General features: G+C 54.1%; 12 protein-coding genes. 6 read left to right on the forward strand and 6 right to left on the reverse strand.

The window, feature by feature from the left end; translation table 11 throughout:
• Positions 1-30: 30 nt before the first annotated feature.
• The 4 genes from ACSIPU_RS09370 to ACSIPU_RS09385 are packed head-to-tail and all read left to right on the forward strand — an operon-like array spanning position 31 to position 5,543.
• Positions 31-708, forward strand: a complete 678-nt coding sequence (locus ACSIPU_RS09370; protein ID WP_023320512.1) for an EcpB family pilus assembly chaperone — start codon at positions 31-33, stop codon at positions 706-708.
• An 8-nt stretch (positions 709-716) separates the two neighbouring features.
• The gene (locus ACSIPU_RS09375; RefSeq protein ID WP_196557749.1) at positions 717-3,254 is read left to right on the forward strand and encodes a TcfC E-set like domain-containing protein; all 2,538 of its coding nucleotides are present in this window, start codon (positions 717-719) and stop codon (positions 3,252-3,254) included.
• Positions 3,244-4,863: a hypothetical protein gene (locus ACSIPU_RS09380; RefSeq protein WP_017146415.1), complete on the forward strand. Its 1,620-nt coding sequence runs from the start codon at positions 3,244-3,246 to the stop codon at positions 4,861-4,863. Before ACSIPU_RS09375 ends, ACSIPU_RS09380 begins: the two co-directional genes overlap by 11 nt.
• Positions 4,860-5,543, forward strand: a complete 684-nt coding sequence (locus tag ACSIPU_RS09385) for a fimbria/pilus periplasmic chaperone (RefSeq protein WP_435321902.1) — start codon at positions 4,860-4,862, stop codon at positions 5,541-5,543. The genes ACSIPU_RS09380 and ACSIPU_RS09385 overlap by 4 nt, the downstream gene beginning before the upstream one ends.
• A 6-nt stretch (positions 5,544-5,549) precedes the next feature.
• Here ACSIPU_RS09385 and ACSIPU_RS09390 read toward each other — a convergent pair whose 3' ends face one another.
• Positions 5,550-6,185 (reverse strand): helix-turn-helix transcriptional regulator, encoded by a 636-nt coding sequence (locus ACSIPU_RS09390; RefSeq protein ID WP_196557745.1) that lies wholly within the window; start codon positions 6,183-6,185, stop codon positions 5,550-5,552.
• Positions 6,186-6,507: 322 nt separating this feature from the next.
• On the reverse strand, positions 6,508-7,437 hold the full coding sequence (locus tag ACSIPU_RS09395) for a LysR family transcriptional regulator (protein WP_032727914.1): 930 nt from the start codon (positions 7,435-7,437) through the stop codon (positions 6,508-6,510).
• A gap of 180 nt (positions 7,438-7,617) precedes the next feature.
• On the opposite strand from ACSIPU_RS09395, the gene ACSIPU_RS09400 reads away from it, so the two are divergent.
• Together ACSIPU_RS09400 and ACSIPU_RS09405 are read left to right on the forward strand one after the other, a co-directional pair.
• Positions 7,618-8,367: an SDR family NAD(P)-dependent oxidoreductase gene (locus tag ACSIPU_RS09400; protein WP_126488720.1), complete on the forward strand. Its 750-nt coding sequence runs from the start codon at positions 7,618-7,620 to the stop codon at positions 8,365-8,367.
• 127 nt (positions 8,368-8,494) lie between these two features.
• Positions 8,495-8,911 (forward strand): Exc2 family lipoprotein, encoded by a 417-nt coding sequence (locus ACSIPU_RS09405; protein WP_134882933.1) that lies wholly within the window; start codon positions 8,495-8,497, stop codon positions 8,909-8,911.
• A gap of 37 nt (positions 8,912-8,948) precedes the next feature.
• On the opposite strand, the gene ACSIPU_RS09410 is transcribed toward ACSIPU_RS09405, so the two are convergent.
• The 4 genes from ACSIPU_RS09410 to pheP form a co-directional block, all read right to left on the reverse strand.
• Positions 8,949-10,100 (reverse strand): Gfo/Idh/MocA family protein, encoded by a 1,152-nt coding sequence (locus ACSIPU_RS09410; RefSeq protein ID WP_196557743.1) that lies wholly within the window; start codon positions 10,098-10,100, stop codon positions 8,949-8,951.
• Positions 10,100-11,125, reverse strand: a complete 1,026-nt coding sequence (locus ACSIPU_RS09415; protein ID WP_196557741.1) for a sugar phosphate isomerase/epimerase family protein — start codon at positions 11,123-11,125, stop codon at positions 10,100-10,102. Before ACSIPU_RS09415 ends, ACSIPU_RS09410 begins: the two co-directional genes overlap by 1 nt.
• A 16-nt stretch (positions 11,126-11,141) precedes the next feature.
• Complete coding sequence (locus tag ACSIPU_RS09420) at positions 11,142-12,383, reverse strand: MFS transporter (RefSeq protein WP_023320506.1); 1,242 nt, start codon at positions 12,381-12,383, stop codon at positions 11,142-11,144.
• A 150-nt stretch (positions 12,384-12,533) separates the two neighbouring features.
• Complete coding sequence (gene pheP / locus ACSIPU_RS09425) at positions 12,534-13,910, reverse strand: phenylalanine transporter (RefSeq protein WP_004099947.1); 1,377 nt, start codon at positions 13,908-13,910, stop codon at positions 12,534-12,536.
• Positions 13,911-14,018: the final 108 nt, after the last annotated feature.

Below are 14,018 nucleotides of genomic sequence, written 5' to 3' on the forward strand. Positions count from 1 at the left end.
GAGGCTTTGGCCTCCTTATAAGGATGCGCCATGAAACTGAATCCATTATTACTCTCTCTCTTCTTATTCACCGTGACGCCCTCCTCCCATGCAATAAACGTCGGAGACGTCACCTCAATAATGGGGCCGGATGCCTCGACGCTGGCAAAAGAAATCATTAATACTACCGATACGGCGCGTTACGTTAGCGTCAACGTGGAGCGTATCTCATCGCCGATGGCCGGCGGCAAGGTTATCCCGATGGCGAGCAGATCGGAATTATTGTCAACGCCAGCCAGTCTGATATTACCCGGAAATGCGAAAGAGAACTTTCGTTTTTTTTACAAAGGGCCACAGGATAATCAGGAGCGTTATTACCGCATATCCTGGACCGATGAGCCGGTGACCGAGTTTGAAGCCAGTAAAAAGAAAAAACAGGGTGAGGCAACGACCTCTGCCATTATTGGTACCATTCTGGTGGTCGCGCCGCGCGAAGAAAGATTCGACTATCGTCGAGATAATGACACGGTAACCAATACCGGTAACGCTTCATTCCGCGTTATCTCCTACGGACCCTGTCGTGATAAAGCGAAGGATGAGGGGCAAGGCTGTCGTGAACGCTATTATGTCATGCCTGGTATCAGCGTAAAAATAAAGCATACCGATCTCACCAACAAAAAAACGCGAAGTGGAATATGGCACGGTGAGCAATATATAAATGTAAACTGAGTAATATTATGGATAATCTTGGTTATGTCAAAGGGACGTTGTTCGCTGGGTTATTAATTACGGTAAACCAGGGTTGGGCAGCTAATGCTACAGCGCCAGTCAAAGTCAGTAACTATGTTATTCCTTCGGTATTTGCTAACGCGTTATATCAGGGCATGTCGGTCCCTGTTTTTATTCGTTATGAAGGCGATAATAGTACCCAACGCAGCCAGCAAAAAATCGCTGATGCCATCCTTACCATCAAGGATAATGAGTTTCGCCTGAACCAGATCGCCCTCAGCGATCTCCCTGAGCGAACTGAATTATCGCCGCAGATAAAATCGCTGATTAACGAGATGCAGGACAAAAGCATCGGCGACGGTCAGCGCGTTTATATCAACAAAGACGCCTCACTTTCACTCGATACGCGTTCCTTTTATCTTGAGCTGACGGTTAACCGGGCAGCCATGCAGGCCGCTATTTTGCCGCGTACCAACATGCTTGGGGAATCCACTGCTCAGAATCTCTCGAGCGTGCTGAATTACTCGATGGGGAGCTATTACAATAAATATGAGAATACCGATAACGCCAGCAGCTATCTGACGCTGGACAATACCTGGTCGCTGCGCGAGCACCATCTGAACTTTAACGGTTCCCTCTACGGTATAGGTACCAGCAACCAGCAGAGCAAATTGTATCGCTCGATGTACGAACGTGACTATCAGGGACGCCGCTTCGCCATGGGGATGGTGGATACCTGGAATCTGCAATCGATCGCCAGCATGAGCGCCCTGAACTCCAGCCGCATTTACGGCATCAGCTATGGCAATAAAAGCAGTTCACAAACGCAGGACAACACGCTTGCCCTGGTGCCCGTCACGGTGTTCCTCCCGGCCGCCGGTGAAGTGCACGTGTACCGTGACGGTAAACTGCTCAGCATTCAAAACTTCTCGATGGGCAGCTACGAGCTCGATACGTCGCGCCTGCCGTTTGGTATCTACAACGTTGATATACAGGTGGTCGTTAACGGGCGCGTGGTCAGCAGCCGGACGGCGAACATCAATAAAACGTTCGCTCGAAAATCCAGCGTTACCGGCGATCTCTCATGGCAAACCTTCGCGGGCAGCCTCGAATACAACAAGATGGACTATCGCCACAACTACAACATCAATTATGGCACACGGAATACGTGGATAGCCGGAGTCGCCGCGGCAACCAACCAACCCTGGCTTTCCGGCGTGAATCTGAAAACCACGCTCTATGGTTTTGACAATAACGGCGTCAATGAAACGGAAGCGAACGTTATTTTCAACAACGCGTTCAGCTTTAACCAGCAGGGGCTGCTCGCTACCGACGGCAGCTGGCAGAGTACCTCCACCTTCAACATGAGTTTACCGGACGGGTACGGCAACCTGTGGGGGTCGCGCCAGTACAGTTCCATCGGTAACGCGCTACCGATGCAGCAGAACGACTACTTTACCGTCGGCGCCAACGCTAACCTGCGCAAAATTGCGCCGTTCCTCGGTACGCTGAGCGTCAGCCGCACCAATAACAAATATACCGGGAGCACCTATACCAACGTCGATTACGATCAATCCTTGTTAGCTAATCGCTACGCAACCGTCACGCTACGCGCCGGTATTCAGAACTATCAGTACAACAACCATGAAAATCTGCGCGATAAGTACGTCAATATTGATGTCTCTATCCCCTTCTCCACCTGGCTCAGCACCGGAGTGTCCAGCCAGAACGGAAACATGCTGGCGAACGCCACGCTGCGCAAAAGCTTTGACAACCGCGCCATTACCCAGGTGGGGGCGTCGGTTTCGAAACAGATTAAACAGAATAAAAATGACGATAGTCGCTATCGTTCCGACGATTACGCCGCCAATGGTTACGTCAGCTATGACACCAAATATAACGCCGGCACCGTCTCCGTCAGCCGCTCATCGCAGCACAGTTCAAACCACAGCCTGAGTTCGCAGGGCAGCGTGGCCTGGACGCAAAAAAATATCTATGCAGGAAAAGGTACCCAAACCGCAGGCCTGGTGGTGAATACCAATTTCAGCGGCAAGGGCCGGATGATGGCGCAGATCAACGGCCAGAACTACCCGCTGACCGGCAAAAGCAATTTCATCAGTCTTCCGCCCTACGCGGAATATAAAGTGGAGCTGATGAACGACAAAAATTCGGAAGACAGCGTCGACATCGTTAACGGTCGTCGTAACAAAGTGGTGCTCTACCCCGGCAACGTCAGCGTGATTAACCCGGAAGTCAAACAGCTGGTCACCGTCTTTGGCCGGGTGAAAGATCGCCGCGGCGGATACTACGCCAACGCCGATATTCATAACCACATTGGTAAAACGCGCACCGACGAACTCGGTGAGTTCGCCATGGACGTCGATAAGCGCTTCCCGGTGATCACCCTGGTGGATAAATTCGGCGGCATCTGCGAAGTGGATCTGGATCTGACAGAGGCGAAAGGCGCCGTATGGGTCGGTGAGATCCCTTGTGAGATCCAACAACAAACGGCATCAGTGACTGGAGATGTTAAGAATGTCTATTAAACCCCAGGCCATCATGCTGCTGGCCGGCTGGCTACTGGCCGCGCCGGCTATGGCGCTCACCGCAAGCAGCAGCGGGAGCGGCAGCAACACCTATATGTTTATCGACAATGATGTCGATGACGAATATTTCATCACCACCAGCTCCCTCGACCCGCGCTTCACCGGAGCCAACGTCTGGACAAAATATCCGACTAACCAACGTAGTCTGGGATATATAACCTACGTAGGATGGGCTTACGCCAACCGCTACTTCGACCTGTGGATCGAGAATTCACCCATTAACCAGCCGTTTCTCGGGATCCGCTGCATGTCTACGGGCGCAAACTGCCCGGCGTCTGGCTATATTACTCCCGATGTCATCGATAAAGACGGCTTCTATCACGCGATGTCCGGCAACACCGTAGCAAACGGTTACTACGGTGCGGGAGCGCTAAGCCAGTCGGCCTATGAGTATTTTCGCGATCGGCCGGTGGGGACCATCGATTCTTTGCAGCTTAATCTTTGCTACATGAATACCAATACCGATTATGACTTTGCCTCCGGCGTTCGCTGTAAAGATCTCCCCAGCGGGGGAACATGGCGCTACTACACGTTCAACCTCGAAAAGGTCTCGCATCTGAAGTTAAACAGTACCGGTGCTCTGGCAGAAGTGTGGATTGCCAGCGATGGCACGCCAAGCGTCAACCTCGGCTCGGATTTGTGTCAAATGGGTGTGGTCGGGAGCGCTTCGGGGATCATCTGTAAAATGGTGTCTTACAATTTTCAGGAGACTAAAACTCTCACCACCTTACTTGATTTCCGGATGGTGATTGACACGGCGATGCTGGGATTTTCTCCTTCTACGTCTGACGTAAAGTACAGCGGTGATGGGGCAAGCTGGACCAATTTTGGTACGGTCAGCACCTATAACAAGGTTTTCAAACCGTCAGGCGAGTACGTGTACGTATTCCTGTCCAACGCCTTTTTCCAAAAAGTCCTCAAGGCAGGAACGGATTTAACCAACAAGGATGCTCTGTTTACCTTCTATTTTGATAACTCCGTCACCCCACAATCGGGTTATTATCAGTTCACGCCATCAACATTAATTAACATCATCCCGCGGGAATACGGCATCAGCATTGTTGCCAGCGACGGGCGTTCGCATCCACAAGCATCCGGCAAGATTGGTAGCGAAGAGCCCATCACCTTTGAATATAAAGTCACCACCTCCGCGTCGCGTCAGGCCGACAGTATTACCGCCCAGGTGATTGGCGACTCCGTCAACATGTATGGTTTGCCGTTCTGCCTGTTTACCTCAGCGGACGAGACGCTAAAAGTGCCGGTCCCGGCCTACCTCGAATGGACATCCGCTACCGGTAAAGCGGTAAAAGTCCGCAACAGCTGCGGCGAAGATCCTGTCGATATGACCAACGCCGTTTGGGTACAGACGGCCTGGAACGCCAACGTCAACGATGGTTTCTTTTTTACCACCACGCTGAAACTGCTGTTTCCGATGGATGACCCACATTCACAATTCACCACCAATGGTCATGACTGGATGGGGACCGTCAGCGCCACCGGCGATGTAAAAGTGACCGCCACGTGGATTGGCGTCGAGCGGGGGGGATGATGAAAAACATCCTTGTCATCGGATTATGCGGGCTGTGTATTCAGCCCGCTTCCGCGGTGTACTTTGATTCCATCATTTATGATATGGATGCCAGGAAAGATTTTATCTCCCGGCCAATAGTCAATGATACAAAAAACAACAATTTGTATACCATATCGGCTTATAAAATCTCCCGTCCGGGCAACGGAGATGAAAGACCCGTTCCAGGCCAGGATAAAGACCTGGTCTGGTCGCCGCTGCAGTTCACCGTGCAGGCCAATGGCCAGGAATATTTTAAACTCTATTACCGTGGGCCTAAAGATGACGTTGAGCGCTATTATCGGGTGATCTTTAAGGAGACGCCCGTCACAGTTTTCCCCTGGCGTCAGGATCAGAAAAAACTGGATATAGTCCCTTCGGTATCGATGAGTACGATTCTCATCGTGCGCCCGCGTAAGACGCGATTCCAGTATGAAATTAATGAAGCCACAGGCACCATTAAAAATACTGGCAATACCTATTTTAGAGTCATTCTGCAGAAAAGCTGCAATGGTGACGATGAAAGTTCAACGCAATTTTATATGTTGCCAGGGGAGAGCTGGACAGGCCCCGAGGCGAAGAATAGCAACAGGAAATACATTGTCGCATTAGGCCGCTATCATCAGTTAGGAAAGGGCTGTTTTATGAGTTCGCTGGGCTAACCGCTGCTAATCCAGAGCGGGGATATTATGCCTGAAGCGCAGCTCGCGCAGGCGGTTGAGTCCGCCGAACTTCTTGCATAAAGAGTATTGAAAGCGGTAGACGCTGCGGGTATCGCACGCCATGATGCGGGCGATATCCTGACTGGAGTACCCATCTGCCAGCAGGCGCAGCGTCTTCATTTCATGCTCCGTCAGCGACGGTGTGCGCCGGCAGCGAAGATTTCGCCCCAGCATGATGCGTTTTATTTTCTTGATTAAACTGCTTAAGCTATCGTTGACTTCCACCACCGACCATAATAATCCAGAGCGCAGCATCCAAAAATTAGCCATGGGTAGCATGCTCTTATCCGCGAGTAAAATAACTTTCAGCCCGGTCTCCTGCAGTTTTTCAACCCACTCCTCATGCAGAAAATACAAAATATTGTCGAGGGAGAAATCCACCACCACCATTCCTTCAGGCAGAAAACAGGTAATTTCACGAAAAACCAAATCATTAACCGCTCGCTTAAAAAAATAGTTTTTATCTGGCCATACAGAAAACTTCCTCTCTCCGCAAAGGGATCGCTCCATTTTATCTTCCGCTTCAATAGGGCAGTTTAAACCACACGCCATACATTTAATCTGATGGTTATCTTCCGGCATTCACATTACCTCTTGAGTAGCTAAAAAATATTTTCAAAAAGATACAGGTGGGATATCAAACATACTATAAACAAAAAATCCTGCCGCTATTATATTTACTATAAATATAGAAAACAAAAGACTAATTTATACTTCCAGACCTTAAGGAAAATAACGTTAACAGGTCTTATTAAATATTTTAATAGAATCTCCATATAATTTAACTATATCGTATTCTGTATATCAAAACATAGATGACCTGATTTCCTTAGACGAAGCGAGCATAATATTTTTTTGTGACTTAATTTATCATCACGCAATACATAAAATTCGCAGGCTATCATCATTCTTTGGTTCTTGTGGGCAATGACCCCTTCACCGCCGCCGGGAATGTCTCCGCCAGCCAGTCGATAAATACGCGCAGCCGGGATGTGACATGGCGATTCTGCGCGTAAACCACATGAAAGGGATAAGGAGCCGGACGCCATTTATTCAATATTTCCACCAGTAATCCGTTCGCCAGCGCATTTCTCAGCGAATATGAGAAGGTCTGAACAATCCCCAGCCCAGCCTCCGCTGCCGCAATATGCGCGTTGCTCTCATTTACGCCAAGGTGATGTTCCGTTTTGATCTCTTGCGCGATGCCGTTAGCCAGAAAGCGGAACGGGAAGGCTCTTCCGCTGGCGGGAGATAAATAGCCGACCAGCCGATGTCCGTTCTTCAACTCATCGGGATACGCGGGAACACCATAAAGCCTGAAATAGCCCGGCGTGGCGCAGGTCACGATCGTCGCTTCGCCGATTTTGCGCGCGATCAGCGTCGAGTCGTCCAGCGGACCGCCTCTGATCGCGCAGTCAATATTGCCGCTGATAAGGTCCGAGGGGCTGTCGGCAACCGCCAGGTCGATACGAATATCCGGATAGGTTGCCATAAAATCAGCCAACAGCGGGATCAGCACGTCGCGAGCGGTGGAGCCGCCTACCGCGACGCGCAGATGCCCTTTTGGTTTATTGCGGGCAGCGCGAAATGAGGCATCCACCTCATCCAGTTCTTTCAGAATCCGCACCGCTTTTTCATAGTATTCACGCCCTTCCGGCGTGACGGTAATGCGTCGGGTCGTGCGCTGCAGCAAGCACACGCCAAGATGCGATTCAAGCTGTTGAATCGCTTTACTCAGGGTGGCATTGGGCATATTCAGGGAGTCCGCGGCCCGGGTAAAACTGTTGGCTTCGACAACGCGCGTAAAAACTTTAAGGGCTGAAAACCGATCCATTATTCATTTTTCCTGATAATAGCCGCTGATTATTCACCAGTGTGAAGAGTGTTTTTCACATTACTCCGTTTTTTGCATCCGTGGCTGACGGTAGAGTGACTCCCGTACTCAGTCGCCAGGTGGTCACGGTAAGTGGATGACTCAATTGGCATATTCATACTTTAGTTAAGGAAGTGCACCATGAGTAAAAAACTTTCGGCAAAAATCGCGTTAGTCACCGGCGGCACCTCGGGTATCGGCCTGGCATCAGCCCGGGAGCTGGCCTCGCAGGGAGCGACGGTCTATATCACCGGTCGCCGTCAGGAAGAGCTTGATGCGGCGGTCGCGTTAATCGGTCCCGCCGCCAGCGGGATCCGCGCCGATGCCTCGATATTAAGCGACCTCGATAGGGTGTTTTCGACCATTGCCAGAGAATCAGGGCGACTGGATGTGCTTTTTGCCAATGCGGGCGGCGGCGATATGATGCCGCTGGGTGCCATAACGGAAGAGCACTTCGATCGCATTTTCGCTACCAACGTGCGCGGCGTGCTGTTCACCGTCCAGAAGTCCTTGCCGCTGTTGACCCAGGGGGCTTCCATCATCCTTACCGGCTCGACCGCGGCGGTGAAAGGCACCGCGAACTTCAGCGTGTACAGCGCCAGTAAGGCCGCCGTGCGTAACCTGGCCCGCTCATGGGCGCTGGACCTGAAGGCGCGCGGTATCCGCGTGAATGTGGTCAGCCCGGGGCCCGTCCGTACGCCCGGCCTGGGAGGACTTGTCGCGGAAGAGCAGCGCCAGGGACTCTTTGATATGCTGGCCGCCGACGTCCCACTGGGCCGCATTGGCGAGCCCGAGGAGGTCGCTAAAACCGTCGCTTTTCTGGCGTCAGACGACGCGAGCTTTATTAACGCCGCTGAAATCTACGTTGATGGCGGGCTGGCGCAGATCTAAAAAATGCTGCCTGAAGACCCTTGGATTGATGGGTCTTCAGGTGCTACCGTGCATCTATAATTAGCCGTTTTGTTCTGTAGCCGAATGATCGGCGTACCTGTTCTAATAATTATGGATGATGATATCAATGAAACTCAAAATAGCGCTTATCGCGCTCGGCTGTTCGCTCACCGCCCTTTCCGGTTGTACCTCCTCAAAATCTTCCCCGGAACGCCACGCTTACTATTTTGTCTCACACCGCAGCGATTTCGTCGGCGGTAACTTCGCCACTAACCGTCAGGAAAACTACCGCTTAAATCTGCCGACCTTTACCGAAATCTATGCCCGTGGACAGCAGGACAAAAAATCGGGAATGAGCGAAAGCGATGCCCGTCGCACCGCCGACGCTATCAGGCAGCAGGTGGCTGAGGGCACAAAAACCCAGCACGCGTTCACCGGTAACGCCAGCGATAAATGGGACAACGAAATGGAAAATAAGGATGCCGTATTGTTCGGTAACGAACTGGCCGGGACGTATCTTGATGGCTATTTTGGCGTGAAATAACACAGCGGGTGCGCGAAATGCGCACCGCGCCTTCGGCTTACCTTTCCACCTTCACCCAGCGCTGCTGCTGATGGCTTTTCACTATCGCCGCAATGATGTACATCACGTCTGCCCCCTCGTAGAACGAAGCGAAACGCCGCGACGATGCCGGCGGCATTCGACCGGCGCGCACCGCCTGATAAAAGCTCAGCATCATATTTTTAAACGCATCGGGCCAGCCTTCATTATGCCCGCCGGGGAAATGGGCGCTGGCGGCGGCCTCGCCGAGCATCAGGCTCGGATCGTCGCTGAGCAGTTGGTTTGGCCGCTGGCGATGACCAATCCACAGCCGCTGCGGCACCTCCTGATCCCAGGCCAGCGAACAGCGGCTGCCGCCGATCTCCACCGTCAGGCCGTTTTTTCTCCCGGCGCTGACCTGCGAAACGATAAAGCTCCCCTTGCTGCCATCGTCGAAGCGAAACAGGACCGACCCCAAATCTTCGGTATCGACGGGCCGCGCTTCATACGCGGTACCATCGCGATGCTGGCTGAACGTCGCGTCGCCGGCCACGGGCGCCTGGCGCGTCGGCCAGACGATAGACAGATCCGCCATCACCTCCACAATGCGTCGGCCGGTCATAAACTGCACCGTATCGCACCAGTGGGAACCAATGTCGGCCATCGCCCGCGAGGCCCCGCCCTGCACCGAATCCACGCGCCAGTTATAGTCACTCTCCAGCAGCATCCAGTCCTGCAAATAGCTGCCGTGCGCCGCAAACAGCCTCCCGACGTCGCCGTTGCGCATCATCGCCGCCGCCTGCTGCACCATGGCAAACTGGCGATACACAAAGCTGACCCCATGAACCACCCCGGCGCTTTCCGCCAGCGCCACCAGCTCGCGGGCCTCCTCGGTGGTCATGCAGAGCGGTTTTTCTGAAAAAACGTGCAGACCGGCGGAGAGGATCTGTCGGTTAATCCGCGCATGCAGGTGGTTCGGCGTACAGTTATGCACCACTTGCAATCCGGGATGCGCCAGCAGCGCCTCGACGCTACCGTAGGCGTGCGCCACGTTGAGCTGGCGCGCCTTCTGCTGCGCCACTTCCAGCGAACCGTCGCACAGCGCCACCACCTCGATGTCGCCTACCCGACGCAGCGCTTCCAGATGCACCGGCCCGATAAACCCGGAGCCAATAATGCCGACCTGAATCATTATTCCCCCTCCTTGCCTGCGGCAAAGTCATCAAACGCCCGCCCGGAGACCGGGATGATATGGCGGCGGATAAACTCGCTGCCTTCGCGCGCGCCAACCTCCGCGTCCTTCAGGCAGCACTCCCACTCCAGCACCGCCCAGCCGTCAAAATCATACTCGGTGAGTTTGCTGAAAATCGTTTTGAAATCGATCTGTCCGTCACCCAGCGAACGAAAACGCCCCGCCCGCTGCTGCCAGTTCTGATAGCCGCCGTAGACACCGCTGCGCCCGCTGCGGCGGAATTCGGCATCTTTGACGTGAAACGCTTTGATCCGCGAATGATAGATATCGATGTAACCCAGGTAGTCCATCTGCTGAAGATGTAGATGGCTGGGGTCATAGAGCATATTGCAGCGCGGATGGTTATCGACCCGCTGCAGGAAACGCTCAAATGTCACGCCATCATGCAGGTCTTCGCCGGGATGGATTTCGTAGCAGACATCCACGCCCTGCTCGTCAAAAACGTCCAGCAGCGGTCGCCAGCGCCGGGCCAGTTCATCGAAGGCCTCATCAAGAAGCGGCTGATTATGCGGCGGCCACGGATAAAAATAAGGCCACGCCAGCGCGCCGGAAAAGGTGGCGTGCGCCTTCAGGCCCAGACGCGCCGAGGCCACCGCTGCCTGGCGCACTTTCTCGACCGCCCACTGCTGGCGCGCCTGCGGGTTACCGCGCAGCGCCGCGGGCGCAAACGCGTCAAAGGCCTTATCATAAGCCGGATGGACGGCCACCAGCTGTCCCTCAAGATGAGTGGACAGCTCGCTGATCGCCAGGCCCTGTTCCGCCAGTATGCCGCTCACCTCATCGCAGTAGCTCTGACTTGCGGCGGCGCGTTCAACGTCGAAAATCGCCGGATGGTTGCAGGGGATCTGCAATGCCTGATAGCCCAAACCTGCGGCCCACTGCGCCACGCCCTCCAGGGTATTAAACGGCGCCTGCGGGCCGATAAACTGCGCCAGAAAAATGCCCGGTCCTTTAATGGTTTTCATACCACCTCCTGAAAAATTAACGCTGCTCTTTCTCGTTGTACTGGAAAGAGAAAAGGAAAATCAGCGCGATAACCGCAGCGGCCACCGCCGGGATCCACCAGAAGGTCACCCACGCCTGCGGCACGCTCTGGCCGGCGACCAGATGGTTATACAGCGCGCCGGAGATCTGCGATCCCAGCAGCATACCGATGCCATAGGTGAACATAACAATCATGCTCTGCGCCTGGCCTTTGACCTTCTCACCGGCCACGCGATCGGTATAAATAAAGCCGACTACAAAGAAAAAGTCGTAGCAGACGCCGTGCAGCAGGATGCCCAGATAGAGCAGGAACCGCCCCTCTTCGCTGACGCCAAGGGCAAAGAAGGCGTAGCGTACGAACCACGCCGCCATGCCGATCAGCAGCATGTATTTAACCCCCAGGCGGCGGAACAGCAGCGGGATCACCAGCATAAAGAAGATTTCTGACATCTGACCGAAAGACATCGCGGTGCTGACGTCCGCCACCCCGGCATCCGCCAGATAAGAGGCGGTGTAGGCGTAGTAGGTCCCGAGCGGAATCGAAATCAGCGTCGCGCAGAGGGAGAAAATGAGGAAGTGGCGCGTTTTTAGCAGCGCGAAAGCGTCGGCGCACAGCAGGTCGCGAAACTGTACCGGCGTCCCCTTCGCCGGAGCCGGCGTATGCGGCAGCGTCAGGCTATAAACGGCCAGCGCCACCGAGCAGAGCGCCGCCAGGGTAAAAATGCCGGTGGTATCGGAGATACCGGTGACGCCGATAAAGATACCGGCGATGATCCAGCCGATAGTGCCGAAGACGCGCACCACCGGGAAGGTTTTATCGACGTTCGCCAGGCTGTGGAAAGCGATATTGTTGGTCAGCGCCAGCGTCGGCATATAGCACAGGGTATAGCCGAACAGCAGGCCGATCAGCAGCGCGCCGTTTTGCGCCACCAGCGCCTGCGGGACAAACCACAGAATAACCGCTCCGGCCAGATGCATCACCGCCATCACCTTCTGCGAAGCGAAAAAGCGATCGACCAGCATCCCCAGCACAAACGGTGAGAGAATAGAGGCAATCGGCCCGGCGGAGAAGGCATCGCCAATCAGCAGCGACATCTCATAGCGGGTCATCACCAACCCCAGCGTCACCGACCAGCTTCCCCAGATAAAAAACTGCATAAACATCATTAACGACAGCCGCGGCACCAGAAAACGGTGGGCTACGCGGGGTGTTTCACGACCTTCGGTTGTTGTGACCATTTCGACCGCCCTCAAAAAGTAATCGATTACAAATACGCTCAAATAAAAAGTAATCGATTACAAAAAGAAGATCGCGGGCAAAATACGCTAAGCGCGAAGAAGATCACAATAAAAAGAGATAATGCCCCGCCGGACGACGGGGCGATCGCCCTACGCCGAACGGCGCAGGGTTTTAAAGGCCACAAACAGGAACAGGATCCAGACCGGCAGCAGAATCGCCGACAGGCGCATACCGTCAATCGTGCACATCAGCACCAGGATCAGCCCAAGAAAGGCGATACAGATATAGTTGCTGGCGGGCGACAACAGGGCTTTAAACTTCGATTCGCGCCCTTTGCGCCGCTGGGCGGCGCGGAACTTCAGGTGCGCCAGACAGATCATAATCCAGTTCAGCAGCAGCGTCGCTACCACCAGCGCCATCAGCAGACCGAGAGCTTTTTGCGGCAGCAGGTAGTTAAGCAGCACCACCAGCGAAGTAATGACTCCCGATAGCAGCAGAGAGTTAACCGGCACGCCGCGCTTGCTGACGCGGGCGAGAAACTTCGGCGCATTGCCCTGTACCGACAGGCCAAACAGCATCCGGCTATTGGAATAAACGCCGCTGTTATAGACCGACAGCGACGCTACCAGAATGACGAAGTTTAGCGCTGAAGCCACCACGTTACTGTCCAGATTATGAAAGATCATCACGAACGGGCTGCTGTCGGATTTAATTTCCACCCACGGATAGAGCGCCAGCAGAACCACCAGCGAGCCGATATAAAACAGTAGGATACGGTATACCACCTGGTTAACCGCTTTCGGGATGCTCTTTTCCGGATTGTGGGCTTCCGCCGCGGTAATGCCGATGAGCTCCAGCCCGCCGAAGGAAAACATAATGACCGCCAGCGACATGATCAGGCCGTGCCAGCCGGTGGCGAAGAAACCGCCGTGTTTCCACAGATTATCAATGCCCGCTTTGCTGCCGCCGTGGCCGCCGAACAGCATCCACAGGCCGAAGCCGATCATGCCGATAATCGCCAGCACCTTGATCAGCGCAAACCAGAACTCCGCTTCACCGTACAGACGCACGTTCACCAGGTTGACGGCGTTGATAATGATGAAAAAAGCAGCGGCCCAGATCCACGTCGGCACGTCCGGCAGCCAGTACTGCATATAGATCCCGGCGGCGGTCAGTTCCGCCATCCCGACCAGCACGAACATTACCCAGTAGTTCCAGCCGGAAAGAAAGCCGGCGAACGGCCCCCAGTACTTATAAGCAAAGTGGGCAAAGGAACCAGAAACCGGTTCTTCGACGACCATTTCGCCAAGCTGGCGCATGATCAGAAATGCGATGATGCCAGCGACGGCATAGCCGAGCAGTACGGCCGGTCCCGCCATTTGAATGGCTGGCCCGATGCCGAGAAACAGGCCGGTACCGATGGCGCCGCCAAGGGCGATAAGCTGAATATGTCGGTTCTGTAAACCGCGGTGAAGCGTCGGGCCGCTTTCCTCTACGGCATCCGACGGCGTTGACGCGTCTTTCACGTCGATCCCCTGTGTGTTTATATGAAGGGGCACCTTGTAACACTTATCCCCGTCATACTTCAAGCCGCAGATGCCCTGGCTTCATACGTTCATTGATTTATCACAAGG

The organism is Klebsiella sp. HN106, from assembly GCF_051209435.1.
In the GTDB taxonomy this organism is placed as follows: domain Bacteria; phylum Pseudomonadota; class Gammaproteobacteria; order Enterobacterales; family Enterobacteriaceae; genus Klebsiella; species Klebsiella oxytoca.

What these genes read in the sequence shown, in the direction of transcription:
- ACSIPU_RS09370 (WP_023320512.1), top strand. Translation starts at nt 31, where the DNA reads ATGAAACTGAATCCATTATTACTCTCTCTCTTCTTATTCACCGTGACG.
- ACSIPU_RS09375 (WP_196557749.1), top strand. Translation starts at nt 717, where the DNA reads ATGGATAATCTTGGTTATGTCAAAGGGACGTTGTTCGCTGGGTTATTA.
- ACSIPU_RS09380 (WP_017146415.1), top strand. Translation starts at nt 3,244, where the DNA reads ATGTCTATTAAACCCCAGGCCATCATGCTGCTGGCCGGCTGGCTACTG.
- ACSIPU_RS09385 (WP_435321902.1), top strand. Translation starts at nt 4,860, where the DNA reads ATGATGAAAAACATCCTTGTCATCGGATTATGCGGGCTGTGTATTCAG.
- ACSIPU_RS09390 (WP_196557745.1), bottom strand. Translation starts at nt 6,185, where the DNA reads ATGCCGGAAGATAACCATCAGATTAAATGTATGGCGTGTGGTTTAAAC.
- ACSIPU_RS09395 (WP_032727914.1), bottom strand. Translation starts at nt 7,437, where the DNA reads ATGGATCGGTTTTCAGCCCTTAAAGTTTTTACGCGCGTTGTCGAAGCC.
- ACSIPU_RS09400 (WP_126488720.1), top strand. Translation starts at nt 7,618, where the DNA reads ATGAGTAAAAAACTTTCGGCAAAAATCGCGTTAGTCACCGGCGGCACC.
- ACSIPU_RS09405 (WP_134882933.1), top strand. Translation starts at nt 8,495, where the DNA reads ATGAAACTCAAAATAGCGCTTATCGCGCTCGGCTGTTCGCTCACCGCC.
- ACSIPU_RS09410 (WP_196557743.1), bottom strand. Translation starts at nt 10,100, where the DNA reads ATGATTCAGGTCGGCATTATTGGCTCCGGGTTTATCGGGCCGGTGCAT.
- ACSIPU_RS09415 (WP_196557741.1), bottom strand. Translation starts at nt 11,125, where the DNA reads ATGAAAACCATTAAAGGACCGGGCATTTTTCTGGCGCAGTTTATCGGC.
- ACSIPU_RS09420 (WP_023320506.1), bottom strand. Translation starts at nt 12,383, where the DNA reads ATGGTCACAACAACCGAAGGTCGTGAAACACCCCGCGTAGCCCACCGT.